Consider the following 25,689-nt stretch of genomic DNA (forward strand, 5'->3'; position numbering starts at 1 on the left):
ACACTGTATACAGCCCATGCCATAATGTATTTCAAACTAAATCCATATGTTATATGCGCTATACGAAATTTTCCGTTTTATACGAGGGGAGATCATTAAAATGAAAAAGCGTTTTTTAATAGGAATATTTGCGTTAATGTTGCCAGTGGTGATTGCCGGATGCGGAAGTAAAGCTGCGGAGGAGAATGCCTCACAACCAGACAAAGAATCGAAACAGACAACGGTGGTTGCCTCTACCAGTGGGGTCAGCAATCCATTCAGCTATGATAAGGACGGCAAGCTTACGGGATATGATGTTGAAGTCCTCCGGGCCATTTTTGAAGGTCTTCCTCAATATAAACTGGATATACAGGTCATTGAATTTGAAGGGATTTTAAATGGACTGGATAATGGACGCTTCCAGCTGGGAGTGAACAATTTCAGCTCCAACGCGGAAAGACGTGAAAAATACAATTTTTCTCTGCCAATTATTGAAAACGCCAATGTGTTTGTTGTCCGTAAGGATGATGAAAAACTCAAATCTATTAATGATTTGGCCGGTTATAAAGCAGTAACCGAAGTAGGCAACTCAGGCGCGACGCTTCTTGAGAACTATAATAATGAACATCCGAATGCTAAAGCCGAAATTCTCTATACGGATGAAAATTTTGTGAAACAGTTTGAAGGCATTGAAGCAGGAAAATATGATGTCCGTATTATTTCCCGCGTCTCGGCGGAAAAAGCGATCAAGGAACATGGTTTTACCAATCTGAAAATTGTTCCGTTTTCTATAGAAAATAGCGATCCGGGCTCCTATATTCTATTTCCCAAATCCACAGACAGCAGTTTGCTAGATGCAGTAAATAAGCGAATCAAGGAAATTTATGAAGATGGAACTTTATTGAAAATCAGTGAAGAGCAGTTGGGCGGAAATTACTTGCCAAAGAAAGAGTTAATTGAAGGATAAGGTAAGGGGGATTCGATGAAATTTTTAGTCACGGGAGATGCGCTGTTTTCCAGCAGCAATTTATATAAGACGATGGATCCGAATCTTCTTGCTCTTTTACATGGAGCGGATGAAGTGTTTACCAATGCGGAGTTTGTGACACCCAGAAAAAACACGGCCCCAGCCTCCGGAAGAGGATACCAAACCAGCGTGCGTCCGAAGGCGTTGGACGAATTCGCAAATCTTAATATCCGCTATGTCAGCTTTGCGAATAATCATACGGGTGATTATGGTATTGAGGGCATGGTTGACACCATCGAAGAGGCGGAAAGCCGTGGCTTAATCCCCCTGGGAGTGGGACTAAGCCTGCATGATGCCCGTAAACCGGCGTTTATTGATACTCCGGATGGGCGGATTGCGATCATTACCATCGACGTTACAAGAAGTGAGGTATTTGCCGCATCGAACCCTGGAAACGGGGTTCCGGCGCGTCCGGGGGTAAATCCGCTCCGTTGGTCGCGTACGTATGTCGTTAATGATCAGGATTTTGAAACCTTGAAGGAGATTAGTGAGCGGATTGGCATTGCATCCAGCATGGCGGAAGGAAAAAGAATCGAAACCTTTAAAAGCAAATCAGATAATCATTATGAATTTGGCTCACTGTTTGAAGGGTATCTGACTTTTGAAAGAGGAGATCACCCACGTGTCAAAACCACAGCACACGAAGGGGATCAGCAGGAAATTCTTCGCTCTATTCAAGATGCCAAGGAACGCAGTGACTTTGTTTTTGTAAATCTGCACACCCATGAAGGGGAGAATGAAGACTGGTATTCGGATTACCCCGCTGAGTTTATTGAAACCTTTGCTCATCATGCTATTGATGCAGGGGCGAGCTGCGTTTTCGGACACGGGGCGCACTTTACCAGAGGCGTGGAACTCTACCATGGTCAACCGATATTCTATAATATAGGAAGTCTGTTTATGGAATTTGAAGCAGGGGAGTCCATTATTTCTCCGGAAATGTTCGCCGCCTATGGTTATGCCGAAAACGAAGTTCCGTCTACCCTGCATAAAAACAGAACCAAAGACAGCGAAGGAAACTGGCAGGGCTTCTATAGTGATCGGAAATTTTCCGAAAATTTTTTGGTTTCATTTGATATTAGCGTTGAGGAGCGGCGTTTTAACTACGAGTTGATTCCGATTGATCTCAGGCTCACCCATCCAACCGTGACCAAACGCGGTTTACCCGTCTTGGCGTCAGAAGAAGCCGCTGCGTCACTGGTTCAACGGCTGAACGCCATTAGCAAAGAACGCTACAACACGGAAATTGTTTATGAAGGCGAGCTGTTAACGGTGAAAGGATTGGAATAATTTTTTTCTGCTGTAAAAATGAACGTGGAAGGAATGCAAAGCATGATGGCAAAGATTTTTGATATCGAAGCGGTTTTCTCAGCGATTCCCAGCCTGCTGAAGTTTCTTCCTGTGAGCCTGGAAATAACTTTTATTTCAATGGTTGCCGGTCTTCTTATGGGTTTAATACTCGCGGTTATTCGGATAAAAAAAGTTCCTGTTCTCAGTCAGATTGTTACGGTTTTTATCTCGTTTATACGGGGTACGCCCATGATTGTACAGCTTTATTTGACCTATAACGGGATTCCGCTTCTTTTAAAATTTATTAATGAGCAGTATGGGACAAGCTATAATATTAATGCCGTGCCCGCGATGCTTTTTGTTCTGGTTACCTTCGCGTTCAATGAGGCAGCTTACAATTCGGAAACGATCCGCGCAGCTCTGCAATCGGTGAACAAAGGACAAATTGAAGCTGCCGAATCGCTGGGCATGACCTATTTTCAAGTCTTGAGAAGAGTGATTCTTCCCGAAGCGCTTGTCGTCGCCATTCCGCCGCTTGGAAATGCATTGATCGGTTTGTTGAAAGGAACTTCATTGGCGTTTGTAGCAGGGGTTATCGAAATGACGGCACAAGGAAAAATTATTTCCGGAAGTAATTTCCGGTTCTTCGAGGTCTATCTTGCCCTGGCCATCATTTATTGGGTACTGACGATTATCATCGAACAAGTGCTTCGCTATCTGGAAAAAAGATTTTCGATTCCGGAGCCGGGCCAAAGAAACTCGATCCGGGGTGGTTTGTTTTCATTTGGAAGGAGGGAGATTTAAATGATCAAGGTAAGTCATTTGTCCAAATCCTTTCATCACAATTTAATCCTGGACGATTTATCGGTTGAGATTGAAAAGGGAGATGTAGTGGCGCTGATCGGTTCGTCAGGGGCCGGGAAATCCACCTTTTTGCGTTCCTTGAACTGCCTGGAAACTGCGGATAAAGGCGAGCTTGATCTGGAGGGGTTTAAGGTTGATTTCAGCACAATTACGAACAAGCAGCGCTTGGAGCTTCGGCAGCAAACGGCGATGGTTTTCCAGCAATTCAACCTTTTTCAGCATCGAACCGCACTGGAAAATGTAAAAGAAGGATTGAAAATCGTCAAAAAAATGAGCGATAGTGAAGCCAATAAAATTGCCGAAGAACAGCTGCAACTAGTGGGCCTTTCCGAACGTGCTCATTATTATCCAAAGCATTTATCCGGGGGCCAGCAACAGCGTGTCGGAATTGCCCGTGCACTTGCCATGAAGCCCAAGCTGTTATTGGTGGATGAACCGACCTCCGCGCTTGATCCTGAACTGGTGGGAGAGGTGCTGCAAACCATTAAACGGACAGCAGCAAGCGGCCAAACGATGATTCTCGTTTCACACGAGATGAATTTTGTATATGAAGTGGCCAACAAGGTGCTTTTTTTGGACAAGGGGAAAATTATTGAGGAAGGCACTCCGGATGAGGTGTTTAACCACCCTAAAACACAAAGAGCTAAGGAATTCCTGCAAAATTATTTCCGCACAAAAGTAAGTGGTGCTTGATCTTCAACAAACGCCATACTTGAGCCTAAATGGGCGCCTTAAAAAGGCGCCCTTCACTCTTCCCCTATACTTTTGGAATTAAGCAGATGCGCCAAGCCCGCTTTCCGTCGCAGAAATCGGCTTCACGAGCGCTTTCTTCTCCCAAGCCCGGCTTCTCCAGCGAAGCAGCATGATGAGCCCGCGAAGCCATTCATCCACGGCAAACGCAATCCAAATGCCAAACAAGCCAATGCCCAGATGAACGCCAAGCAGGTATGCCAGCGGAACCGAGACGCCCCACATCGAGCATACGCCCATTAAGACGGGGAACCGCGCATCCCCGGCAGCGCGCAGCGAATTAATGATGACCATATTAAAGGTCCGGCCGGGCTCAAGCACGATAGACAACAGGAAGATGCTCGCTCCGGTCGCAATGATCCCAGGATCTTCCGTGAACAAGCCGATCAGATCGTGGCGGAAAATCGAAGCCGCACCAACGATGGCCAACGTTAACAAGAAGCTGATCCGCACGCTCTTCATCAATCGCTTGTAAGCGGCCTTCATCTCTCCCGCGCCAACCATTTGGCCGACGATAATCTCTGTCCCCGCCCCGATCGATGCAGCCAACGCCATAAAGTAGTTCGAGATGTTCATCACATAAACATGCGTATTTAACGCGGTGATTCCAATCATGTTCACAAAACCGATGACCATGAGGTACTGCGACTGCCAGGCGAGATGCTCTCCCGCCGCAGGCAATCCCACGCTTAGAATCTGCTTCGCATAAGTCCTGTTCCAGGTCACATAATCCTTCCCGCGAATCGGCGCCGGAACTCGGCGGTACAGAATGAAGAACAGAACGAGAATGCCGACAAACCGGCTAACTACGGTCGAGATGGCCGCACCGGTAACGCCCATTTCCGGAAAGCCCAGGTTGCCGAAGATCAGCAAATAATTCCCGGTGACATGGAGGAGGTTCACCCCCAAGGTCACATACATCACGCTCTGGGTATTCCCGCTTGAACGGATCACGGACGAGACTGCGTAAGACAACGCCTCAATCCACATAAACCCGCCGATGATCTTCAGATAATGACTGGCGATGCCCATCTGCTCTTGATTCAGGTTCAGCAGCCGCAGGAGCGGCTCCCCGAAGCTAAACAGGATAACGCTGACGAGAATCCCGAAAATAAGGTTCATCGTAATCGCCAGCGCCGAGACCCGGCTCGCCTCTTTCTCCCGTCCCGCACCGAGATACTGGGATACCGCTACGCTGGTCCCGATCCCGACAAACCCGAACATCAAGATGCAGAAATAGATGATTTCATTGGCTAAGCCCACCGCTCCGGTTGCGGTATCAGAGATGCGGCTCAGCATAAACACGTCCACCGTGCCGAGCATCATCCGCAGGACGGAATCGATCAAGATCGGCCAGGTTACAGCAAAAAGACTCAGCTTCTTCCATGAAGGAATACGTTCATTTAAGGTCACAATTAACAAGCTCCTACTAGGTGATTTCTTTGTCGCCTTCCCTAGTGTAGCTCCCGTTCACGGATCCGTCTATGGGGAAATTCTGTTTTAAGCAACCCTACTTCCGGGAGATCAATATGGATGGCTTATCCTTGGAGGAAATCAAGCATTATACAGAGCTTTATCTGCGTGGAGAGGAAACTTTACAACAGCGCAAAGAGATTCTTACGGACCCACCTCATCAAAATCTTGGAGAAGCTCAACTACAAGCTCGCTATCATCGAGGCGCAGGAGAACAAGTTCGATAAGCTTCCCTAAAGAAAGCAGACGCCCGCTTGGGCGCCTGCTTCGTACCTTTCGTATCTCAGGATTCTTCCACGTACTTCTTGAAATTGTCCAGAATCGCTTGCCAGCCGGCTTGCTGAAACTCCACCGGATGCGTAATCTCGGCATCGAACGTTTCAACGACCTTCGTCTCCGGACCTTGGGCGGCGAAGGTGATCTCCACCTTTCTTCCGTCTCCCAGGGTGTAGGCGATAAGTTCATGCGTGTTCACTTCATCGTAGACGCCGCCGAAATCAAACCCCATGCTGCCGTCCTTCGCTTCCATTCGGGTCGAGAACGCGCCGCCGGCCCGCAGATCGTTCTCCGCTCTTGGCGCATGCCAATCGTCAGAGGCTTGATTCCATTGCGTAATATGCTCCGGCTCCGTCCAATACCTCCAGACTTTGTCGATCGGAGCTTGAATTACGGTCTGAACCGTTACTTTCGTGGGTTGGTTGGCTTCCATTTCTTTAAGGCACCTCTTTCAATAAGATTGTTATTTACTTTACATCCCTATAGACGTAACCCAAATTCGAAATTCATTGGTTCAAATGCTCCGGCAACCCCAAACGGGAAAATAATCTGGGGTTAATGAAATTTTGGACGTGAAGGATATGATTCCCCTTCGTTTCGAGGACATGAATCCCCCAAGGAATAAGATGGGGGCCTTCAGGGCTTTGCATATACTGCGCCAACGCCGGATATCCGCCGTTAACCTTGACCGGCACGAACCGGGAGCCCTCGCAATGCGGGCGTGTAAGCGAGAAGAACTTCGACAAATCTTCCCTGCCGCGAACCCACATTGGGAATGGCGGCATCGACATGCAGCCCTCTTCGTGGAATAAAGCAACCAGTTTATCGATATCAAATTGCTCGAAGGCGTCCACATACCGTGACAAGAGCTCTTGATCCGGCTCGGCCTCCATTCGGCTGAGTTCGTCGGAACGGAGCTCGGTTCGACTCATCGTCTCCCTTGCGCGCTGCAAGGCACTGTTCACCGCGGCCGGCGACATTCCCAGCGTCTCCGCAATTTGCTTGGAGGACCAGTCGAAGACATCCTTTAAAATCAATACGGCTCGCTGGCGGGGAGGCAAGGTCTGCAGGAGTGCGATGAAGCAGAGCTGCAGCGTATCCTTGCGAATGAGCGCATCCTCCGGATTCTCTCCGAAGTCGGGAGCCAGCCAGATCCAAGCGGAGTCCGGCAACGTCTCGCGGGGTTCAATGATAGACCTCGCCGGATCAGACAAATCGACGGGAAGCACCCGCCGCTTCGCCTGTCTCAGCTTATCCAGGCACAAATTAGAAGCGATCCGGTAAATCCACGTCTTAGGGGAGGCGTCCTGCCGGAACGAACTCCAGCTCTGCCAAACGCGGATGTAAATTTCTTGAACCGCATCGTCCGCGTCATCGATAGATCCGAGCATCCGGTAACAGAACGCGGTAAGCTCCGGCTTCATTTTCTCCAATATCTGCAGGTCCAGGGGGATCCCGTTCATATAAGCCTCCTTTAGCCAGGTAGATTCTACTATATAATTCTTTTCCCCGCACCGAATCCCTGTCGGAAGAGCTTGTTCTTCAGGGAAATATTTTAAATTTGCACTATCTGCTTGCCTCCCAAAAAAAGGAGCACCCCACCCGAAATCTGAAACCTATCCATGAAATGCCGGAATTGGTAAAATGAAAGCGTTCTCCTATGTAAAGATTTTCCTACGCGTGCATAGGTTGGGAGAAACACATGGAATAAGGGAGGGTATTCATGAAGCGATCTTACTTGATGGACAAGCGGCGGGTTCAAAAGGTATTCAGCTTGTTTCTGGCGGTCATGATGGCGGCTGGCCTCAGCCTGTTGCCAGCGCCGAAGGCGCAGGCGGCCGGGACAACGATTACCTCGATGGCCTACTTCTCGGCGGCGGACGGGCCGGTCATCACCAAATCGGGAGTCGGACAGGCTAGTTACGGATTTGTGATGCCGATCTTTAATGGCGGCTCCGCCACCTGGAGCGAGGTTGTGCAGGACCTCGGCGTCAAGGTGAAGGTGAATGGAAACTGGGTCGATATCGACAGTGTCGGCAGCTTTGTCTACAACCAGAACTGGGGTCACTGGAGTGACAGCGGATTCAACGGTTATTGGTTCACCCTTTCCGCAACAACCGACGTTCAGCTGTATTCCAAGGCAAATGGGGTAACGCTCGAATACAAGCTTGTTTTTCAGAACATCAACAAAACAACGATTACGGCGATGACGCCAACGCAAGGTCCGGTCATCACGGCGGGGCCGACAGGCGGGGCTGGCTTCACCTATCCTGTCTTTAACAACAACTCGGCGATTCCGTACGCGGCAGTAGCCGACGACTTGAAGGTCTACGTCAAGCCGGTGAACGGCAGCACCTGGATCGATATCGATAATAATGCGGCCAGCGGCTGGATTTATGACCAGAACTTCGGACAATTCACCGATGGAGGAGGCGGCTACTGGTTTAACGTCACGGAATCGATCAACGTCAAATTGGAATCGAAGACCTCACGGGTGAACGTCGTATATACGATCATTTTTAATGAGCCCGTCAGAAACTCGTACGTTCTCACCCCTTATGAGGGAACTACGTTTACCGCGAATGAAAGCGGTGCGATCGGCGTGCCTCTGCCTAAAATCGACGGAGTTGCTCCGATTGCCTCCGAGCTGGGGAATTTCGTCTACCAGATCAACCTTAACGGGCAATGGGTGGATTTAGCGGATTCCGGCCAAAGCGGGTTCACCTACTCCGCGAACGGTTACAATAACCTGTCCAGCGCCAATCAGTGGGGGTATTGGGTCGATTACATCTATGGGCTGTGGTTCCAGCCGATTCAGCAAGATATGCAAATCCGTATCGGATATCCCCTGAACGGGCAAAAAGGCGGTAACGTCGGCAATAACTTCGTTACGTACACGTTTATTGGCAATCCGAATGCACCGCGGCCGGACGAAACCAGCTACGGGGATATTCCGCTTAGCACGCCAAACGATCCGACCATTGCGGGCATGACGCTCATCTGGCAGGATGAATTTGTCGGGCCCCAACTGGATACAAGCAAATGGAATTACGAACAGGGGTATTACCTTAATAACGATCCGGGCACCTGGGGTTGGGGCAATGCGGAGCTGCAGCATTACACGAACAGTCCGCAAAACATCTTCGTCCAGGACGGGAAATTGAATATCCGAGCCCTGAACGATCCCAAATCCTTCCCGCAGGATCCCAACCGTTATGCGCAGTACTCCTCCGGGAAGATCAACACCAAGGATCACTTCTCGCTCAAATACGGCCGAGTTGACTTCCGGGCGAAGCTGCCTACGGGCAACGGCATCTGGCCGGCCCTCTGGATGCTGCCGCAAGATACAACCTACGGCACCTGGGCAGCTTCCGGCGAAATCGACGTCATGGAGGCCCGCGGGCGTCTGCCCGGCATGACATCCGGCGCGATCCATTTCGGCGGGCAATGGCCGGCCAATACGCATCTCTCGGGCGAATACCATTTCCCGTCCGGACAAACGATCGCGAATGACTTCCATGTCTATTCCGTTGTATGGGAAGAGGATAACATCAAGTGGTATGTAGACGGTAAATTCTTCTTCAAAGCGACTCGGGATCAATGGTATTCCAACGCAGCGCCGAACAATCCGAACGCTCCTTTCGACCAGGCGTTCTATCTCATCATGAACCTGGCGATCGGCGGGAACTTCGACGGCGGCATCGCCCCGGGACCCGGCGATATCCCGGCAACGATGCAGGTCGACTATGTGCGTGTCTATAAGGATGACGGCAGCGGAGGCGGAGGCGGTCAGAATCCAGGAAACCCGGGCACGCCGACTACGATTGTGATCGGCGATCAAGTGAAAGGGTTGAAGAAGACCGGCGACAACCTGCTCTTTTATGTCAACGGTGCCACCTTTGCCGATTTGCACTATAAGATCAACAATGGCGTTCAACTGAATGTGGCCATGACCCCGGCGGGGAACGGCAACTATACCTATGCGGTCAACGACCTGAACCAAGGGGATAATGTCGAGTATTTCTTCACTTATAACCCTGGGCAAGGGGCGCTGGACACCCCCTGGCAAACTTATATTCACGGGGTGACGCAAGGAACACCGGAGTAAACCATCGGCGAGGCGGGTCAACTGCTATACATCAAAATTAAGGGGCTGTCCCCCAAGCTATCCTAGATAGCTGAGGGACAGCCCCTTTACCCCCTGACGGATCAAGGTTTAAGATCGGCTGGAAATAACGCGATCTAGAAACTGATCCGCATCGCCGTTAAACTTCCAGGAAACCCCGAATCGATCTACCAGGAGACCAAAACACGAGGACCAAGGATATTGAGATAACGGCATGATGACCTGGCCACCGTCCGATAAACGATGAAAGTAAGTTTCCAGCGTGGGTTTGTCGTCATTAATCAAGCTAATCAGCACGTTGTTTCCCGTGATCAGCTCGCCTGTCGACGCCTTCATGGAAGGCAGGATGTCCGACATCATGATCTTCCCGCCTGCGAATTGCAGGGAAGACTCCATGATCATATTCAGTTCATTTTCCGGCATCGGATAATGGGGGTCTTGTGGAATATCCCGAAATTTCACCTTCTTCACCTCGGTTGCTCCCAAAGCCTCCGCATAAAATTCAATCGCTTGTTCCGCCACTCCATCGAAGTTTAAATAGACAATCGCTGGCATGAAATTCTACCCCCTTCAGTTGATAAATGAAGTATAATCTATAAAAGGTGACAGCTATCTGTCACCTCTTAAAATAAAGCACAAAAAAAGGGGTCAAGATGGAAAAGATAGAGCGATTGATATCCATCATCATGATTTTGCTAAAAAAAGAGGTGGTGTCCACCAAAGAATTTGCACAATGGTTCAACGTGTCCAAACGAACGATCCTGCGTGATATGGAAACCTTGAGTTTATCCCATATTCCCATCTATTCGGTGCGGGGCGTTAACGGCGGTTACGGCATTATGGAAGAATACAAGGTGGACAAGCGCCTATTAAGCAGTTCCGACTTGGAAAATATATTAACCGCGCTCGGGGGATTGGAACAAATCTTCATCAGCGAAGAAGTGGAAATGACCATGAAAAAAATCGAAGCCATGGTTAGCCCCCTGTCTCCGAATCCCTCCCTCCAACTGTCATTCTATGATTGGGAGGGAAGGTCCGAAATAGCTCAAACCTTGAAGATCTGTCAGGAGTCCATCTCGAACAGAAATCTCATCGCTTTTGATTATATCGATAAGAATGGCATGAGATCGAAGCGGCTCGTCGAACCCTACCAGCTTCATTTTAGTGAATCGAGCTGGTATTTGAAGGGGTTCTGTCTGCAACGTCAAGGATATCGAACCTTCAAATTGTCCAGGATCGATCAACTTCATCGGGAAGAAAGCTCCTATATCCCCAGAGATGATCTTATGGATCAAGATCAGGATGCCGGTTATCAACCGCAACTTATCACGGTTAAAGTGTTGATTTCCCCTAGCATCAAGGATCATTTCATTGAAAGGTACGGCCGCAAGAGCATCGAACCCTACAGCTCCGACCGTGAATTAGCGACCATCCAGGTTCCTCAAAGCGAAATCGGATTTCAGTTTCTTGCCGGATTCGGGACCCTTTTAAAAGTGATAGAGCCACAGTCTTATGTGGAAGCATTCAGAAATTATTTGATTCAGATGGTGGAGATTAATACTCGCCTTTGATCACGAAGAACGAACCCCGGATCGTCCCGGCCAATTTGGACTTCTGCCGTGCAAACTTAAACTTCTTCTCCTCCAGCTCTTTGGGTACCTCCATCCCTTCGGACAGCTTGAACCCCACGGCACGCTTCTTGGGATCATCCAAGGTGTACAGGACGTTGACCCCCAGTCCATCCTCGTAGAAGACGAAGGCCCACCGGATGTTCTCCACCTGGAACATCGATGTTTCTAACGGTTTGGCGGCAAACTCAATTCCGCGTTCTTCCTTCAGGATCCGGTTCACATAGTCCAGGGTTTCCTGGCTTTCGCCGGCCGGTTCAACCGTAAATACATGTTTGTATTTGTTCATAAAATACCGCGCTTCATTGGCACGCAGCCCGGCGAGCGCCTCCGCTACAGGAGAGGATTCCAGGCCGACGGTGGATACATTTTTGAAATCAACGATATAGGACATGCTTGCCCCTCCTCTACTGCTCTTTTATTTTCGCACAACGGGAATCCACATTTCGCCTACGACGCGGCCGTTCTCCTGCTCCATCAATACCGTGGCATTGGGTCCTCCAACATAGGCGACATGATTGGCTTCCGGCAACACTTGACCAAAGGCGATTCCGGCCAACTGATTGCTTAGTTCGTCGGGCGTCGTTCCTTCCCCTTTTACAATCAAGTATTCCCCTTTCGGGAACTGGATCACCCGGGATCCCTCCGCGGCCGGCAGCGCTTCCTGGCTTAACACGCCGGCGTAATACATCATCTTGTTGTTTACCGCTTCATTTACCGCAAATACATAGTCGTTTTCGGCGATCGCCTTCAACTGATCAAGTCGGCCATCCTCGCTGACGGTTTGCCAAAATTCCGATTTCTCCTTGTTGATTCCGGCGTAGTCCGTGTAGTTGCTTTTCAACTCCGTGCCAAGTCCAAATACGGTGAAACTGTCCTTCTCTTCCAAAATATAATTTGCCATGTGTCCATTCCTTCTTTCTTTTCAAATTTGTTTTCTGTTCTTGATAGGTTTATCATAACCATAAACCATGTCAAAAAATGAACCTGTTTAGGAGCCCTCATGAAAAAAGTTGAACGCATTAACACCATCATGCGGTATATCAACAACCGGTCTCATTTCACGATCACCGAACTCATGCGGGAATTCAACATCTCCCGTTCAACGACGATCCGGGATATTCGGGAGATTGAAGCCTTGGGCATGCCGCTGGTCGCCGAAGTGGGGAGGGATGGCGGTTATTCCGTGATGCATAATTCGATTCTGCCCGTCGTGCGTTTTACCGATACGGAAGTCAAAGCCCTGTTCATCGCCTTCATGGCCACTCGAAATGCTCAGCTTCCTTATCTCAAGAGCCGGCAATCCTTAGCAGAGAAGCTGCTGGGACTCATCTCCAAGAACCAGCAGGACGACCTCCTGCTCCTGGATGAAATTCTTCTGTTTGAAGGCACCAACCCGCATAATCCCGACCTGCTGGAGCTCTCGGACCTCCCTCATCCGATGCTGGAGAAGCTGATCCAACACCTGCTCCACGACAGCTACTTATGGATTACCCTGGAAGAGGAGAAAGAAATCAGGTCTTATCCGATTTATCTCTTGCAACTGTATCATGAGAAGAGCCTCTGGCTCATGGAGGTCTTCGACTTACAGGAGGAGAAGAAGAAGCTGTTTGCGGTCGATCAGCTCACTCAGATCGAACCTTACGCCCCCAAGAAAAGATGGAGTCGGAGGAAAATTCTCGAGCACCTCAGCAAGCAGGAGGAGGAACCTAACCTCATTCTTGAGCTGGGCCCCCGGGCCATTGCCCAATACAAGAAATATCATCCCTTAAAAGCATTCATTTCCTACACGGACCCTTATCAAACCACGGCCCTGCTGAGGATGGTTGTCCCTGTGGATCCGTCTGAGGAAATGACAGAGACGATCCATTGGCTGCTGTTCTTGGGTGAAGATCTGAAATTTAGAAAAGTGCCGGACGAAGTTATGGAAGGATTGCGCCAGAGAGGAAAAGAGATGCTGAAGCCGGGGCGCGGTGAACGATGATGCGAGGAAGAGATGAAGGCCGCCCCGGCAGGACGGCCTCTTCTACTGGCATTCGGCTTGAACAGGGGCTCCGGGTCTCCCCTTTGCCTCACCCTTAAGTTCGTCGGGGCAACCTCCCGCTCTACTTCTCCTGCTCCTTCATCACTTGCTCAACCCCGAGCAGAATGACCTTCAACCCGAACTCAAACGCCCGGTCTGACCCCATAAGCTCAAACAGTTGGCTGGTGAACATCCTCCGGAACAGCCCCGCTTCCTCTTCGCTCAAGGAGTCCAGAAGCTGAAGCATCTCCTCCCTCGGAAGTTCACCCTGATGTTGAAGGGTAGCCAAGACATTGCGTTCATGCTGATAAGCGTCCAGGACGAAGTTGTAGATATAGTTCACCAGCGTCGTAATCACTTGCAACTTCTGCTCTTGCTCCAGCGGCGTCGATTCCACGCAGAGCAGCATCCGGTTATTAAGCCGGATAATGTCCGGTTCATGGGGCAGCGTCATCATCAACAGCTGCGTGGAGCACGGATACCGGCTCAGAACACTCCGTACCGTTACCGCAAGCTCCGTCAGTTGTTCCTTCCAGTCTCCCTCGGAATGAAACTCCTCCAAAATGATTTTCGATACCTGGTTGGCCAGACGCTGGTAGAGATCTTGCTTGCTCTTGAAATACCAGTACAGTGAAGGAGCTTGAATCCCCAGTCGGTCGGCCAAGCGCCTCAAGCTGAATTTCTCAATCCCCTCATCCCCCAGAAGCCCCCATGAAGCCTCCAAGATCTTATCCTCCGAAACTTGAGGTTGCTGCTTCTGCTTTTTCATCGTTATCCGCCCTTTTATCTAACAGTGTAAGTTTATGCTTTACAGATCATCTAAAACCATGATATCATCTAACACTGTAAGGTTCAAACTAACGGTGTTAGATAGAACCGAAAAACCAAAGAAAGTGGTGACCCACATGGATGCAGAGCAACTCCATTACTTTGAAAAGGCACCAATCACGAAAGCCGTAGCCCACTTTGCTGTTCCGATGATGTTAGGGACGTCATTAAGTGTCATTTACTCCATTTTGAACGCCTACTTCCTCGGGACCTTGGGAAATACCTCAATGTTGACGGCACTTGCCCTAACTTTGCCTTTATTTGCAGTCATCATGTCGCTAGGCAACTTGATTGGGATTGGCAGCGGTACCTTCATCTCCCGTTTGTTGGGAGAGAAGAAAGCGGAGGAGATCAAGCAGGTGTCATCCTTCGCTTTCTACAGCAGTTTGGTTCTGGGTCTGATCGTCATTGCCGCAGGACTCCCGTTTATGGATTTTATTGTCCACGGACTGGGGGCAACGCCCGACTCCTTCGGCTTCACGAAGGATTATGTCCTGATGATGATTCTAGGCTCCCCTTTTGTGATCTTATTCTTCACGCTGGAGAATATCGTACGCTCGGAGGGGGCCGCGGTCACATCGATGATCGGGATGATGCTGAGTGTTGTCGTCAATATTGCTCTGGATGCGCTGGTGATTTTTGTTTTCCACGGGGGGATCATCGGTGTGGCTTCGGCTACGGTTATTTCTAACCTGGTCGCAAGTTTGTTCTATGCCTACCATATCGGAGTGAGAAGCCAATTCCTGACCCTCTCCATCAGATGGTTCAGAGTAAACAGGGACATCCTCAGCAATGTATTCAAAATCGGAATTCCCGTCTTTGTTATGAGCGTCTTCTTGGGGGCTATGTCGCTGATCTTCAACCACTATCTGGTTGAATATGGGGATCAAGCCGTAGCGGCCTACGGAATTTCATCGCGTTTATTGCAGTTTCCGGAGTTTATTCTGATGGGGTTATGCGAGGGAGTCGTGCCGTTGATTGCCTTTACGTTTACCGCGAATCGCTTAAGAATGAAGCAAACGATCGGATTTACGATCCAAACGATTCTGGCGCTGGCCGTCCTGTTCGGTGTCGCCGTCTATCTGGTTTCCGACCATCTCATCGGCCTATTCACGAATGACCCGATCCTGATCGAAATGGGCAGCTACATTCTGCATGTCACGTTCTTATCCTTGTTCATCAGCGGATTGAGCACGTTGTTTACGGGGATCTTTCAGGCAACTGCGCAAGGAACCGCCGCCTTTATCATGTCGATCATTCAAGGGGTCACGCTGATTCCCGTGCTCTATTTCGCCAATCGCCTGAACGGCTTCCACGGGGTAGTCTGGTCGCTGGTTATTGCAGATGCCGCCGCGTTCCTAGTAGGAGCCATCATGCTGTATGTGCTGCGGAACAAATTGCAGCCGGATTTGGAGGGGTTGGTTCAGTAGACAAATCGGATCGCACGCAGGGCAGGCAGGATAAGGGCTGCTTCCCGATCCTGCCCGGGACTGCCGTTTATTTTCTCGTCTGCAGCGCTTGAATCGTGGAGGCGATTCCCTCCCGGAACGGCGTTGCCACGATCGGGCCGATGGAACGTTCATACTTGTCTTGGCTTAGCGTCAATGGTTCTTCGGTCAAATACAGCATCTCCACGACTTCCTTCATGACGGGCAAGCCGATTCCGAGCAGAGACAAGCCCAGCTTCTTCAACGGAATCACCGGTTTGACGCTGCCGCTCGCGGATTGTGCAATCCGCACGATCTCCCGTCCGGAGATCAACCCGGCCCCCGGGATATTCCAATTCTGGTCGTAGGCGAAATCTCTGCCGGCCAGCTCAACAACCATAGCCGCCGCGTCCGGCAGATAAACGAACTCCCGGGGGGTACGCATGTTTCCGATGAAAAACGCCGTTTTGCCGGCCGCAATGGCTTCCAAAGTCGAACCCAAATAAGAAGCTTCGTTGGCCGTAGGTCCGTAATAATCGGGCAGCCGGGCGATCAGAACCTTGACCCGCTCCCATCGCTTGCTGAACAACATTCGTTCATATTCCAAACGGATTTTGCCTTTTCGCGTATGCGGCCGCTTGGGATGCTCCTCGGTCACCGGGTCGGTCTGTCTTCGGCCGTAAGGGTAAATGCCGTCAATCGCAACGACTCGGACAGCCATGCGCTCGGCCGCTTCCATCACCGACTCGCCAAGTGGAAGCAACTTGCTCTCCATCTCATGGTAAGGAACGTTCGCGCAATGAAACCATACATCCGAACCACCTGCTTGAGATGCTAGATCATCGGGTTTTATCGCGTCCCCTACGGCAAGTGTCAAATGCGCAGGGTTGCCCAGCCGATCTGCGAACTGCTCCAGTTTCTGTTGTGAACGCCCGAAGGCAATCGTATCGATTCCTCGTCTCACCAGCTCTTCCGTAATCGCCGCGCCCGTTCCGCCGGTTGCTCCAATCACCATCGCCTTTGTCATCGTCATTTCATCCTCGCTCCTTTACATTGTAATTGATTGATTACTAACTTCGATTCCTAAGCCAGGGACATCATCCAACACTCCGGATTAAAAGTTTGTGATTGATCAATTACTAACTAATGAATTCAATATATCAATATGTTATTGATTGGTCAATAACTATTATTTAAATTTTTTACTTCCTCATCTCTGCAACAATTCGGGCAAATCGATCGCGACGGCTACATTGCACAGCATTCCGCGCGCAAGGAACAGCATCGTCCGCTCTTCGGGCTTATCCATACCTGCTTCACGGAAGGCCGTCAGCACCATTTCGCGGACCTGCTTAAAACCGCTCCGCATCGTCTCCCGGATCGCTTCCTCCTGAATGGTCTGCGCCTGCATCTGCAAGAGCATCTCGTTCCGGTACTTCTCCTGAATGTTCTCGTACTCCTGAATCAGCTTGGCCTCCAACACTTCGGGCGAAGTCGTCTCCACCAATTTTCGGAACGATTCGATAATCCGGGACCAAGATACCTCCAGCGCGGCCAATAATAGTTTTTCCTTCGTCGCGAAGAAACGGAATACGTACGGCTGGGAAATTTTCGCCCGTTCCGCCACCTGCGCCGTCGTAGCACGGTAATATCCGACTTCCGCGAACACTTCAATCGCCGCAGAGATAATCTCCGATTTGCGATTAACCGACGTTGCTTCGGATTTAGCCATCCTTTGCCTCCCCCCATCCGTTAAAAGTGATTGATCAATAATTAAAGAGTATATACCGTCCCCTCAGGAAATTGCAAGCACGGAGGAATGGGCCTTTCGCCGTCCACCCCGAGTTGGGGGGATGGACGGCGATATTTATGGGGCGGAGACCTTCTGACTTCAATTATGATGCGGCATTGACCTCGCTCGGTTCCGTCCGCTTGCGCCGGAAGAATGGCTTGCCCTTCGACCAATGGATGAACGGCTGCTCAATAACATAATAAGAAACCGTTGCCGCTGCAAACGAGACGAGGACAACGCAGCCGCTGATGGTAAGCCATCGGCCCACGCTCTCGATTCCGAAATAGCGGTAGTCCGGAATGCCGTATTTTTCGATCAACGTAATGAATAAATAATGCCAGATGTACAGGCCAAACGAAATCTTGGCGGTGAACCGGAAGAATCGATTATCCAGCCAACTGCCTACTCTCAGACTGAACGGTGCAGAGAACAGCACGATGCCGAACAATAGGGCAAACGTCGGGAAGAAATACGGCTGCTGCTGGAGGCTGAAATCAAATTCGCCGGCATGCCGCAGACGCCAGAACAACAAGCCGGCAAGCACTAACGCGGCTGCCCCGACGATGTCAAACAATCCGCGTTTACGCCACCGCTCGGTCGCGTCGCCCGCCAATCGGATTCGGACCATCACGCCCGCAGCTAGAATTCCGAGAGTAAAGTGGCCGAAGAATCCGATCGGATTGTAATTCGGCATCCAGAATTTTGCCCCGCCAATTTGGCCAAAGTCCCAACCCCGACCGATCTCGCTTGGCGTAAACCACCGATGGACGAAGGAGTTGGCGATGAACACCACTCCGAATGCGGCTGCCCAGAACAACATGGCCTTCCCGAACGAACGCCTCTTGCCGAGCAGGAATAGCAGTGCCATTAACAAAGGCATAAGCACGTAGCTAAACACCTCGAAGCTGACCGACCAGAGCGGTCCGTTCAAGTCGGACGGGAAGAACGTGGTGTAGTGGAAGCCTCCCGTGAATGTGAACCCTGTGAGAATGCGCCGCCATAAGAACTCCGTAGGAATGCTCAGACTCCAGACGAGGATCAGACATACCAGGAACGAAACATAGTAGCCGGGCATGATTCTTGCAGCGCGGCGCTTGGCATACGTTCGAATACTCGGATACGTCGCGTTCTCCAAATAAGCGCTCCAAAAAGGGAACGACAGCAGAAATCCACTTAACACGAAAAACAAGCTGACCCCGCTGTTCCCGAGCAGGGCAACCGATTGTACTTCTTGAAGCCATTTCTCTTGCGCGGGCATCGCTAGACGTTGGGACAAATGATGAAGAATGACGGACAAGCAAGCGATCGCTCGAACGCCATCCGCCCCTGTGAATCGGGTACTGTCTAACCCAATCTGTGACATCAACTCAAATTCCTCATTTCCATCTTGGACTCCCCGAACGGATTGCCCACGCGGGTACTTCATATCTTTCCCTATCTCTTGGGAAAATCCTTCAATTCTTCTTCGATCTTTATGCCCCTCCAAGTAAACGTTTGGACAGGAGCGAAACGAGATGATTCAATTCACTTTATGAGATAATATGATGCATATTGCAACAATATTTTATTTTATAGCGGAAAAATATATAATCTGTTGTAATATAGCAACACTATGCTATACTTAATGCGATAGCTGATGTATTAAGACATCCAGAGGAGAAGATAAAATGGAACAGTATTTCTTTCAAACGGCTCGTCGTATTATCGCGGGCTGCGGCTCCTTAGAGCGGATTGCAGAACATCTGCAGAAGCTGGGGTCTTTGAAATCGGTGTTGCTTGTATCCCAACCCTTTCTTCAAAGCAGCGGCACGCTGGACGAGGTGACCCGTCTCTTGAATAACGGCGGGATCGCCGTCCATTGGAATACCGATGTGAAGCCGGAACCGACGATTGCTCAACTGGAGGAGCTCTACAATGCAATCGCTGAGATTCCGTGCGATGCCATCATCGGAATCGGCGGAGGCAGCGTGCTGGATGTCGTTAAACTGCTTGCTGTGATGAAAACCAATAACCTCTCTGTCCGGGAAATGCTGGGGACCGATCTGATCCCAAATCCCGGCATTCCCACGGTCCTGATTCCTACCACCTCAGGCACAGGTTCAGAAGTGACGCCAAACGCCATTGTAACTTTGCCGGAAGAAGAGCTGAGGATCGGTGTCGTCAGCAGTTATTTACTGCCTGCGCTAGTCATTTTGGATCCGCTGCTCACGCTGGGTTTGCCGCGTGATATTACGGCTTCAACGGGCATGGACGCCTTTACCCACGCGCTGGAATCGTTCATTTCCAATAAAGCCAACCGTTTCAGCGACATGTTTGCGCTCGAATCCATCCGCAATATTTCGGCAAGCCTTCTGCAGGCCTATCACCACGGAGACGACCGCAAAGCGCGCGAGGAAATGCTGATCGGTTCCATGTACGGCGGAATGGCCTTAACCAGCGCCGGGACGGCGGCCGTGCATGCGTTGGCTTATCCCATCGGCGGGAAATTCCACGTGCCCCACGGGGTGGCCAATTCTATGCTGTTGCCGCATGTGATGGAGTTTAATTTCGATGCGATTGTGGAACGGCTGGCTCTCGTTGCCGAGGCGATGGGACTTCCATCGGGAGCGGGAAGACAGCGCGACGCGGAGCGGGTCATTGAGCAGATCCGACTATGGACGCAAGAGATGGAGATTCCTCAGGATTTGACGCTCTTTGGCGCGGCACGCGAAGACATTCCCGAGCTGTCGGTTGCGGCTTCGCAGGTGACCCGACTGATGGGCAATAACCCAAAGGCGATGACGTTGGAGGATATCGGGGCCGTTTACGGCAAGCTGTTCCATTAAGGAAGGCTGGGTTATAATGGCACTAAAAGTTCAAAAATCGACTTTTTGAACAACCTCTAAAAACAAGGATGAAGGGTCCCATGAAAATTAAAACAATCGTCATTGCTCCTTACCCGGGCTTATCCGAATTAACGTTAAGCTTGCAACAAGAGCTGCAGGAATTTGAAATTGTCGTGGAGCACGGAGATCTGTCGAGGGTGTTGCCGCTGATCGGCCGCATTCATACGGAAGGTTACGATGTCATTATCAGCAGAGGCGGAACGGCCAAGTTGCTGCAGAAACATTCCTATCTGCCGGTTGTGGAAATCCCCGTCTCCGGATTCGACATCCTGCGAATCCTGACGCTGGTCAAAGGATACAACGCCAAATGTGAAATGATCGGGTTTCCCAATGTCATCGAAGGTTTTATGTCGGTATCCAGCTTGATGGAGGTGGATATCTCCTACACGGTGATCCATCAGGAGCAGGAAGTCGGCGCTGCCCTGGCAGACGCCAAGGCTAGAGGCATCCAGGTAGTCATCGGGGACAGCATCACGGTCAAAATGGCGGCGGAGAGCGGGCTGCAGGGCGTGTTAATCACTTCCGGCAAAGAGTCTTTAATGGAAGCGTTCTCGCGGGCAGGTCAGCTCTACAAATCGGCCGAGAAGCTGAAGACCAAAAATGAAATGTACGAGGCGATGCTGAGCAAACTGCAAGGCGGATATGCAGCAGCGGACCAAGGCGGCAAGCTGGAGTTCGCCAACCCTTCGTTCAAGCGGCTGTTGAAGCTGCCGGAGACGGCAGATACGCTGTATCCCTTGTACCCGGGGCTGCGCGAAATGCTCAGGGATGTCGGCCGAGGGGCGGATTATGACCAAGCGATCGCCGTTTATGAGCCGGAGCAGGGGTTGTATCTGCGGGCGCAGAGGCTGCCTGCCGAAGAAGACCGCCGGTTATATATGCTGCACGCCGCGGAAGAAGAGCCCGAGCACAGCGGCCTTACGGCCAGTTACCTTCTAGCGGAAGCTCCCTTTTTCTATTACCAGGAGGAAGGGGGGCCGGAAGCGAGTTTTCCGGCTTATCCCGCAGCTGTATTCGGCGAGAAGGGCAGCGGGCGCAAACGTTACATCATCAACGCCGCGCTCTCCGAATCCAGAGAAGGCATTCTCTATCTCAACATCCGCCGGTCGTCGGAAGAGGTTCTGAAGGCCATGATGGAGTTGATGCTGTATGGCGGCGGGCGCGTCACGGCCATAGAGGGGGCGGAATTGCTGTCCGCCAAGCAACAGAGAGAACTGGCCGAATTCGTAATGAAGCGCAAGATGAAGGCGGTATTCCTGTTTGACCGGGACCCGGAAGCGCTGGCTGCGGAGGAAAGACTGGCCGGCAAGCTACTGCGCAGTTTTCATCATCGAAGCATCTCGCTTCCGGCCTTGCGGGAGACGCCGTGGCTGGAGCGCAGCATCCGCGCCTGCCTGATCTGGACGAACGAGCGGCAGGGCAAGCAGATTGTCGGCCTCCGGGGAGAAGTAATGGAGGCGCTTCTCGCACATCCGTGGCAAGGGAATTTTACCGAGCTGCGCACGGTGATGGATCTCTTCGTAGCGGCGGCGGAAGGGCCGTTCATTGAACGGGAGGCGCTGGAAATGCTGGAGGAAGGAAGCCGGAAAGCGCGCAGCAAGTGGGTCGCGGTGGCCGGCAAGGAAGAGCTCAACCTGCGTCAGCCGCTGGAGGACATCGAGCGCGACATCATCCGGACCGTGCTGGAGCAAGAGGGCATGAACCAATCGTTGGCCGCCAAGCGGCTTGGGATCAACCGCTCGACCCTCTGGCGCAAACTCAAAGAGAAAGAATAACAGCAGTTGCTTCCGGAGCAGTGTTCAGCCGTACGGTAGTGATTGCTGTTGTATGGAGGGGATAGAAAATGAACATTGCCGTCATCGCGGATGATTTGACCGGGGCGAACGATACGGGAGTGCAGATGGCCCGGCAGGGCCTGGCCACTTCCGTACTGCTCGAACTGAAGACAGGCGGCGGGAAGCGGGAGGCCGTGGTGTTTGATACCGACAGTCGCTCTCTTCCTCCCCTGGAGGCCTATCAGAAAGTGAAAGATGTGTGCCTGTTTCTGGGGCGTGGTGGAGAGGGCTCCTCTCCGGTTATCTACAAAAAGTTCGATTCCACCCTTCGCGGGAATATTGGCAGCGAGCTGGACGCCGTTTATGAAACTCTGCAACCTGATTTTATTGTCATTGCCCCTTCTTTTCCGAGAGCCGGGCGCACGCTGACAAACGGAATGATGTACGTCAACGGGAGGCCGCTGCACGAGACCGAGATGGCGTATGATCCCAAGCATCCCGCAACCGAATCGGCGTTCTCCGCCATTCTTGAGCGGCAAAGCCGTTATCCTTACGCCCTGATTTCGCTGGAATGGCTCAGAGGAGAGCGGACTCGGCTGGATGAACGGATTGCCGGCTATCGCCAGTCCGGCATTCCCTATCTGGTGTTTGATGCGGAACGGGAAGAAGACCTGAGCTTGATCGCTTCGTTGTTCCCCGAAGGACCGGGACGTCCGAAGGTCGTTTGGGCCGGGTCTGCGGGTTTGGCCGGTGCCTTGACGGCACAAATGATGCGCAGCATGAACGAAGCCTCGGACCAGGCGGGGGTTGCCCTGGAGGAGTCCGTGCGGAACGAAGCCATACACATCGACAATACCGTGTATTACGATCAGAATTGTGTGATTGTAGTTGTTGGCAGTGTGAACCCGTGGTCGCGCCGCCAACTCACGGAACTGGTGAAAGAAGAAAACGTCTATGCGATCGCCGTTAACTCGGATAAGCTGCTTTTTCCCGGCTCGTCCGGGGTGGAGTTGGGCCGAGTTCGGGATCTCGCCATCAAGGTCATCTCCCGGGAGGGAAAACATGTGGCGCTCTACACTTCGGGCGATCCGGACGAAGTCGAACGGGTCCGCAAGCTTGGGCTGGACAGCGGGCTGACCGCTACGGAAGTGGGCGAGCGCATCAGCGCGGAGCTTGGGCGGCTGGCTGCCGATATTATCACCGAATGCGGAATCCGCCATATGGTGCTGACCGGCGGCGATACTGCGAAGCAGGTCTGCCGTCATTTAAGGGATGTGGAGATCACGCTCATTGACGAGGTGGAGAACGGGGTTCCGCTCGGACGGACGCCGGGTAAACCCGGAAGATATATTATTACGAAAGCAGGGGCTTTCGGAAGCGATCAGGTTCTGGTCCGCTCCGTGAATGCACTCCAGAAAGGTGTGACACCATGAAACCGATTATTGCCATTACGATGGGGGATGCAGCCGGTATTGGTCCCGAGATTATTGTGAAGGCGTTAGCGCACCCTCCTGTTTATGAAGTATGCCGACCGGTTGTGATCGGGGATACTGGAATTTTGAAGCGAGCCGCCGCCGTCTCCGGTCGGAAGGAAATCGACATTCGCTCCATCGAGCAAGTGTCGGAGGCTGAGTTCCGGCACGGCGTCATCGATTGTATCGATCTGAAGCTGCTTCCGGAAGCCGTGCCTTTCGGGCAGCTGTCCGCGGCCGCGGGGAATGCGGCATTCCATTATATCGCCAAGGCCGTTGAGCTCGCTAAAGCCGGTGAAGTCGGAGCCATCTGCACCGCTCCGCTGAATAAGGAAGCGTTGCATAAGGGAGGGCATCTCTATCCCGGGCACACTGAAATATTGGCGAAGCTGACGGACACGGAAGATTTCTCAATGATGTTATCCACGGATCGCCTTAAGGTGATTCACTTGACCACTCATGTGGGCTTGCTGAAAGCGGTAGAGATGATTACGCCAAAGCGGACGTACGAGGTCCTCAAACTCGCGGATCAAGTGCTGCGAACCGCGGGGAACGCGAACCCGCGAATCGCCCTGTGCGGCATCAATCCCCATGCGGGAGAGAACGGCTTGTTCGGCTACGGGGAAGAAGAGGAGAAGCTGCTTCCGGCCGTAGAGAAAGCGCAGGCGGAAGGGTTGAATGTTTACGGCCCGGCTCCGGCAGACACCTTGTTCTATCGAGCCATGCGGGGAGATTTCGATATTGTCGTTGCCTGCTATCATGATCAAGGGCACACGCCGGTCAAAGTCCTCGGCATTGAGGCCGGCGTCAACATCACCGTGGGGCTGAAGGGAGGCATCATCCGTACTTCCGTGGATCACGGCACGGCTTTTGATATTGCCGGAACCGGCCTTGCGGATGAGCGAAGCCTGCTGGAAGCGATCCGCTCTGCGGTTGAGCTGGCACCGAAGCCGACGATTGAAGATGGGTTGAGTTGAAATCACAGGAAGGATGAGGACAATGCTGGAAGTGAAGGGGATTATCCCTGCTATGGTCACTCCGCTGAATCAGCGGGAGGAAATCGACGAGCAAGCGCTGCGAGGAATGGTGAACCGGTATATCGACGCGGGCGTGCATGGACTTTTTTGTCTGGGGACCAACGGTGAATTTTACAATCTTTCGTTTGAAGAAAAGCTGGAGGTCGCGCAGATCGTTATCGATGAAGCGCGCGGCCGTGTGCCTGTATATGCCGGAGCGGGCTGTGCCGGAACAGGTGAGACCCGCCGCCTTGCGCAAAGACTGGAACAAGCGGGAGCAGACGCGCTTTCCGTAATTACGCCTTACTTTCTGACCTACACGCAGGCGGAGCTGCAGTACCACTTTGAAGCCGTGGCCGGAGAGACGGCGCTGCCCATCGTGTTGTACACCATTCCGGCCCGTACCGGCAACACGCTCAGCGTGCAGACGGTGGCCAAGCTGGCGGAGTTGCCGAATGTGGTCGGCATCAAGGACAGCAGCGGCAGCTTCGATCACATTTTGCAGCTGATCGACCGTACGCCGGAATCCTTCTCCGTGCTGGCCGGAACGGATTCGCTCATCCTGTCCACGCTCATGGCGGGCGGCACAGGGGCGATTGCGGCGACCGCCAATGTCTTCCCGGCTGCTGTAGTGGCGATCTATGAACATTGGCGCCGCGGCGAGTATGAGCAGGCAGAGCAAGGACAACGCGTCCTCCGCGATCTGCGGGCCGCCTTCTCCCTGGGCACGTTGCCTTCCGTGCTGAAGGCGGTGCTGGACGAAATCGGCCTGTCAGCCGGTCCGGCCCGGCGGCCCGTGGCTCCGTTAACCCCTCAGGCGCTGGAGGAGGTTCGACGGATGGTAGCCGCTTACACCAAAAAAGGGTTGTTGTAAATTTTATCGCCTAAAATATTGCAAATTGCAACTCATTTTAAAAATAAGTAGCACAAAAAAGATTTCCTGCGCAATTTTCCATGAGTTATAGCTATTTTTGCATTAATATTCTACTTGGCGCGTGAGATACTAGTCATAGAGAACATTCAAAATCTCAAATTACTTGAAAGAGGGGGAACACATC

At 51.7% G+C, this 25,689-nt stretch carries 24 protein-coding genes; 14 read left to right on the forward strand and 10 right to left on the reverse strand.

Annotation, left to right across the window (positions count from 1 at the left end; translation table 11 throughout):
- Nucleotides 1-100: 100 nt before the first annotated feature.
- Genes BN3795_RS08075 through BN3795_RS08090 form a run of 4 tightly spaced genes read left to right on the forward strand, consistent with a single transcriptional unit; the run spans nucleotide 101 to nucleotide 3,853 of the window.
- Nucleotides 101-946 carry a transporter substrate-binding domain-containing protein gene (locus BN3795_RS08075; protein ID WP_068784199.1) on the forward strand — a complete coding sequence of 282 codons (846 nt, stop codon included), beginning with the start codon at nucleotides 101-103 and terminating at the stop codon, nucleotides 944-946.
- Nucleotides 947-961: 15 nt separating this feature from the next.
- Nucleotides 962-2,296: a CapA family protein gene (locus tag BN3795_RS08080; protein ID WP_068784200.1), complete on the forward strand. Its 1,335-nt coding sequence runs from the start codon at nucleotides 962-964 to the stop codon at nucleotides 2,294-2,296.
- Between the two features lie 42 nt (nucleotides 2,297-2,338).
- Complete coding sequence (locus BN3795_RS08085) at nucleotides 2,339-3,100, forward strand: amino acid ABC transporter permease (protein WP_232729882.1); 762 nt, start codon at nucleotides 2,339-2,341, stop codon at nucleotides 3,098-3,100.
- On the forward strand, nucleotides 3,101-3,853 hold the full coding sequence (locus BN3795_RS08090; protein ID WP_068784201.1) for an amino acid ABC transporter ATP-binding protein: 753 nt from the start codon (nucleotides 3,101-3,103) through the stop codon (nucleotides 3,851-3,853).
- A 78-nt stretch (nucleotides 3,854-3,931) separates the two neighbouring features.
- Here the strand turns inward: BN3795_RS08090 and BN3795_RS08095 are convergent, their stop codons facing one another.
- On the reverse strand, nucleotides 3,932-5,323 hold the full coding sequence (locus tag BN3795_RS08095; protein ID WP_068784202.1) for an MATE family efflux transporter: 1,392 nt from the start codon (nucleotides 5,321-5,323) through the stop codon (nucleotides 3,932-3,934).
- 116 nt (nucleotides 5,324-5,439) lie between these two features.
- On the opposite strand from BN3795_RS08095, the gene BN3795_RS25500 reads away from it, so the two are divergent.
- Nucleotides 5,440-5,610, forward strand: a complete 171-nt coding sequence (locus BN3795_RS25500) for a MerR family transcriptional regulator (RefSeq protein ID WP_198524677.1) — start codon at nucleotides 5,440-5,442, stop codon at nucleotides 5,608-5,610.
- 56 nt (nucleotides 5,611-5,666) lie between these two features.
- Here BN3795_RS25500 and BN3795_RS08100 read toward each other — a convergent pair whose 3' ends face one another.
- Complete coding sequence (locus BN3795_RS08100; RefSeq protein WP_068784203.1) at nucleotides 5,667-6,092, reverse strand: SRPBCC family protein; 426 nt, start codon at nucleotides 6,090-6,092, stop codon at nucleotides 5,667-5,669.
- A gap of 73 nt (nucleotides 6,093-6,165) precedes the next feature.
- The gene (locus tag BN3795_RS08105) at nucleotides 6,166-7,122 is read right to left on the reverse strand and encodes a sigma-70 family RNA polymerase sigma factor (protein WP_068784204.1); all 957 of its coding nucleotides are present in this window, start codon (nucleotides 7,120-7,122) and stop codon (nucleotides 6,166-6,168) included.
- A 260-nt stretch (nucleotides 7,123-7,382) separates the two neighbouring features.
- Between BN3795_RS08105 and BN3795_RS08110 the strand changes: the two genes are divergently transcribed.
- On the forward strand, nucleotides 7,383-9,767 hold the full coding sequence (locus BN3795_RS08110; RefSeq protein ID WP_068784205.1) for a glycoside hydrolase family 16 protein: 2,385 nt from the start codon (nucleotides 7,383-7,385) through the stop codon (nucleotides 9,765-9,767).
- Between the two features lie 108 nt (nucleotides 9,768-9,875).
- Here BN3795_RS08110 and BN3795_RS08115 read toward each other — a convergent pair whose 3' ends face one another.
- On the reverse strand, nucleotides 9,876-10,340 hold the full coding sequence (locus tag BN3795_RS08115; protein ID WP_068784206.1) for a VOC family protein: 465 nt from the start codon (nucleotides 10,338-10,340) through the stop codon (nucleotides 9,876-9,878).
- 98 nt (nucleotides 10,341-10,438) lie between these two features.
- On the opposite strand from BN3795_RS08115, the gene BN3795_RS08120 reads away from it, so the two are divergent.
- Entirely contained in the window at nucleotides 10,439-11,356 is a 918-nt protein-coding gene (locus BN3795_RS08120) for a helix-turn-helix transcriptional regulator (RefSeq protein WP_068784207.1), read from the forward strand.
- On the opposite strand, the gene BN3795_RS08125 is transcribed toward BN3795_RS08120, so the two are convergent.
- Together BN3795_RS08125 and BN3795_RS08130 are read right to left on the reverse strand one after the other, a co-directional pair.
- Nucleotides 11,340-11,807 carry a phage tail protein gene (locus tag BN3795_RS08125; protein WP_068784208.1) on the reverse strand — a complete coding sequence of 156 codons (468 nt, stop codon included), beginning with the start codon at nucleotides 11,805-11,807 and terminating at the stop codon, nucleotides 11,340-11,342. The two genes, BN3795_RS08120 and BN3795_RS08125, sit on opposite strands and share 17 nt — an antisense overlap.
- 24 nt (nucleotides 11,808-11,831) lie before the next feature.
- The gene (locus BN3795_RS08130; RefSeq protein ID WP_068784209.1) at nucleotides 11,832-12,317 is read right to left on the reverse strand and encodes a GyrI-like domain-containing protein; all 486 of its coding nucleotides are present in this window, start codon (nucleotides 12,315-12,317) and stop codon (nucleotides 11,832-11,834) included.
- A 99-nt stretch (nucleotides 12,318-12,416) separates the two neighbouring features.
- Between BN3795_RS08130 and BN3795_RS08135 the strand changes: the two genes are divergently transcribed.
- Nucleotides 12,417-13,397 carry a helix-turn-helix transcriptional regulator gene (locus BN3795_RS08135; RefSeq protein WP_068784210.1) on the forward strand — a complete coding sequence of 327 codons (981 nt, stop codon included), beginning with the start codon at nucleotides 12,417-12,419 and terminating at the stop codon, nucleotides 13,395-13,397.
- Nucleotides 13,398-13,518: 121 nt separating this feature from the next.
- Here BN3795_RS08135 and BN3795_RS08140 read toward each other — a convergent pair whose 3' ends face one another.
- Complete coding sequence (locus tag BN3795_RS08140) at nucleotides 13,519-14,205, reverse strand: TetR/AcrR family transcriptional regulator (protein WP_068784211.1); 687 nt, start codon at nucleotides 14,203-14,205, stop codon at nucleotides 13,519-13,521.
- Between the two features lie 136 nt (nucleotides 14,206-14,341).
- Between BN3795_RS08140 and BN3795_RS08145 the strand changes: the two genes are divergently transcribed.
- On the forward strand, nucleotides 14,342-15,694 hold the full coding sequence (locus BN3795_RS08145; protein WP_068784212.1) for an MATE family efflux transporter: 1,353 nt from the start codon (nucleotides 14,342-14,344) through the stop codon (nucleotides 15,692-15,694).
- Nucleotides 15,695-15,761: 67 nt separating this feature from the next.
- Here the strand turns inward: BN3795_RS08145 and BN3795_RS08150 are convergent, their stop codons facing one another.
- From BN3795_RS08150 to BN3795_RS08160, 3 genes are all read right to left on the reverse strand, one after another.
- Nucleotides 15,762-16,718, reverse strand: coding sequence for an NAD-dependent epimerase/dehydratase family protein (locus tag BN3795_RS08150; protein WP_198524682.1), 957 nt, complete (start codon nucleotides 16,716-16,718; stop codon nucleotides 15,762-15,764).
- Between the two features lie 183 nt (nucleotides 16,719-16,901).
- A complete protein-coding gene (locus tag BN3795_RS08155; protein ID WP_068784214.1) occupies nucleotides 16,902-17,423 on the reverse strand; it encodes a TetR/AcrR family transcriptional regulator in 522 nt (173 codons plus the stop codon).
- A 163-nt stretch (nucleotides 17,424-17,586) separates the two neighbouring features.
- Nucleotides 17,587-18,846, reverse strand: coding sequence for an acyltransferase family protein (locus BN3795_RS08160; RefSeq protein ID WP_068784325.1), 1,260 nt, complete (start codon nucleotides 18,844-18,846; stop codon nucleotides 17,587-17,589).
- 304 nt (nucleotides 18,847-19,150) lie between these two features.
- Between BN3795_RS08160 and BN3795_RS08165 the strand changes: the two genes are divergently transcribed.
- From BN3795_RS08165 to dapA, 5 genes are all read left to right on the forward strand, one after another.
- Nucleotides 19,151-20,308, forward strand: coding sequence for an iron-containing alcohol dehydrogenase (locus tag BN3795_RS08165; protein WP_068784215.1), 1,158 nt, complete (start codon nucleotides 19,151-19,153; stop codon nucleotides 20,306-20,308).
- Between the two features lie 80 nt (nucleotides 20,309-20,388).
- The gene (locus BN3795_RS08170) at nucleotides 20,389-22,143 is read left to right on the forward strand and encodes a PrpR N-terminal domain-containing protein (RefSeq protein WP_068784216.1); all 1,755 of its coding nucleotides are present in this window, start codon (nucleotides 20,389-20,391) and stop codon (nucleotides 22,141-22,143) included.
- Between the two features lie 68 nt (nucleotides 22,144-22,211).
- Nucleotides 22,212-23,576, forward strand: a complete 1,365-nt coding sequence (locus BN3795_RS08175) for a four-carbon acid sugar kinase family protein (RefSeq protein ID WP_068784217.1) — start codon at nucleotides 22,212-22,214, stop codon at nucleotides 23,574-23,576.
- A complete protein-coding gene (gene pdxA / locus BN3795_RS08180; RefSeq protein ID WP_068784218.1) occupies nucleotides 23,573-24,592 on the forward strand; it encodes a 4-hydroxythreonine-4-phosphate dehydrogenase PdxA in 1,020 nt (339 codons plus the stop codon). The genes BN3795_RS08175 and pdxA overlap by 4 nt, the downstream gene beginning before the upstream one ends.
- 22 nt (nucleotides 24,593-24,614) lie before the next feature.
- On the forward strand, nucleotides 24,615-25,505 hold the full coding sequence (gene dapA / locus BN3795_RS08185; RefSeq protein WP_110945082.1) for a 4-hydroxy-tetrahydrodipicolinate synthase: 891 nt from the start codon (nucleotides 24,615-24,617) through the stop codon (nucleotides 25,503-25,505).
- Nucleotides 25,506-25,689: the final 184 nt, after the last annotated feature.

It is taken from the genome of Paenibacillus phocaeensis (assembly GCF_900021165.1).
GTDB classification, from domain to species: Bacteria; Bacillota; Bacilli; order Paenibacillales; family Paenibacillaceae; genus Fontibacillus; species Fontibacillus phocaensis.

What these genes read in the sequence shown, in the direction of transcription:
- BN3795_RS08075 (WP_068784199.1), top strand. Translation starts at nt 101, where the DNA reads ATGAAAAAGCGTTTTTTAATAGGAATATTTGCGTTAATGTTGCCAGTG.
- BN3795_RS08080 (WP_068784200.1), top strand. Translation starts at nt 962, where the DNA reads ATGAAATTTTTAGTCACGGGAGATGCGCTGTTTTCCAGCAGCAATTTA.
- BN3795_RS08085 (WP_232729882.1), top strand. Translation starts at nt 2,339, where the DNA reads ATGATGGCAAAGATTTTTGATATCGAAGCGGTTTTCTCAGCGATTCCC.
- BN3795_RS08090 (WP_068784201.1), top strand. Translation starts at nt 3,101, where the DNA reads ATGATCAAGGTAAGTCATTTGTCCAAATCCTTTCATCACAATTTAATC.
- BN3795_RS25500 (WP_198524677.1), top strand. Translation starts at nt 5,440, where the DNA reads ATGGATGGCTTATCCTTGGAGGAAATCAAGCATTATACAGAGCTTTAT.
- BN3795_RS08100 (WP_068784203.1), bottom strand. Translation starts at nt 6,092, where the DNA reads ATGGAAGCCAACCAACCCACGAAAGTAACGGTTCAGACCGTAATTCAA.
- BN3795_RS08105 (WP_068784204.1), bottom strand. Translation starts at nt 7,122, where the DNA reads ATGAACGGGATCCCCCTGGACCTGCAGATATTGGAGAAAATGAAGCCG.
- BN3795_RS08110 (WP_068784205.1), top strand. Translation starts at nt 7,383, where the DNA reads ATGAAGCGATCTTACTTGATGGACAAGCGGCGGGTTCAAAAGGTATTC.
- BN3795_RS08115 (WP_068784206.1), bottom strand. Translation starts at nt 10,340, where the DNA reads ATGCCAGCGATTGTCTATTTAAACTTCGATGGAGTGGCGGAACAAGCG.
- BN3795_RS08120 (WP_068784207.1), top strand. Translation starts at nt 10,439, where the DNA reads ATGGAAAAGATAGAGCGATTGATATCCATCATCATGATTTTGCTAAAA.
- BN3795_RS08125 (WP_068784208.1), bottom strand. Translation starts at nt 11,807, where the DNA reads ATGTCCTATATCGTTGATTTCAAAAATGTATCCACCGTCGGCCTGGAA.
- BN3795_RS08130 (WP_068784209.1), bottom strand. Translation starts at nt 12,317, where the DNA reads ATGGCAAATTATATTTTGGAAGAGAAGGACAGTTTCACCGTATTTGGA.
- BN3795_RS08135 (WP_068784210.1), top strand. Translation starts at nt 12,417, where the DNA reads ATGAAAAAAGTTGAACGCATTAACACCATCATGCGGTATATCAACAAC.
- BN3795_RS08140 (WP_068784211.1), bottom strand. Translation starts at nt 14,205, where the DNA reads ATGAAAAAGCAGAAGCAGCAACCTCAAGTTTCGGAGGATAAGATCTTG.
- BN3795_RS08145 (WP_068784212.1), top strand. Translation starts at nt 14,342, where the DNA reads ATGGATGCAGAGCAACTCCATTACTTTGAAAAGGCACCAATCACGAAA.
- BN3795_RS08150 (WP_198524682.1), bottom strand. Translation starts at nt 16,718, where the DNA reads ATGACAAAGGCGATGGTGATTGGAGCAACCGGCGGAACGGGCGCGGCG.
- BN3795_RS08155 (WP_068784214.1), bottom strand. Translation starts at nt 17,423, where the DNA reads ATGGCTAAATCCGAAGCAACGTCGGTTAATCGCAAATCGGAGATTATC.
- BN3795_RS08160 (WP_068784325.1), bottom strand. Translation starts at nt 18,846, where the DNA reads ATGTCACAGATTGGGTTAGACAGTACCCGATTCACAGGGGCGGATGGC.
- BN3795_RS08165 (WP_068784215.1), top strand. Translation starts at nt 19,151, where the DNA reads ATGGAACAGTATTTCTTTCAAACGGCTCGTCGTATTATCGCGGGCTGC.
- BN3795_RS08170 (WP_068784216.1), top strand. Translation starts at nt 20,389, where the DNA reads ATGAAAATTAAAACAATCGTCATTGCTCCTTACCCGGGCTTATCCGAA.
- BN3795_RS08175 (WP_068784217.1), top strand. Translation starts at nt 22,212, where the DNA reads ATGAACATTGCCGTCATCGCGGATGATTTGACCGGGGCGAACGATACG.
- pdxA (WP_068784218.1), top strand. Translation starts at nt 23,573, where the DNA reads ATGAAACCGATTATTGCCATTACGATGGGGGATGCAGCCGGTATTGGT.
- dapA (WP_110945082.1), top strand. Translation starts at nt 24,615, where the DNA reads ATGCTGGAAGTGAAGGGGATTATCCCTGCTATGGTCACTCCGCTGAAT.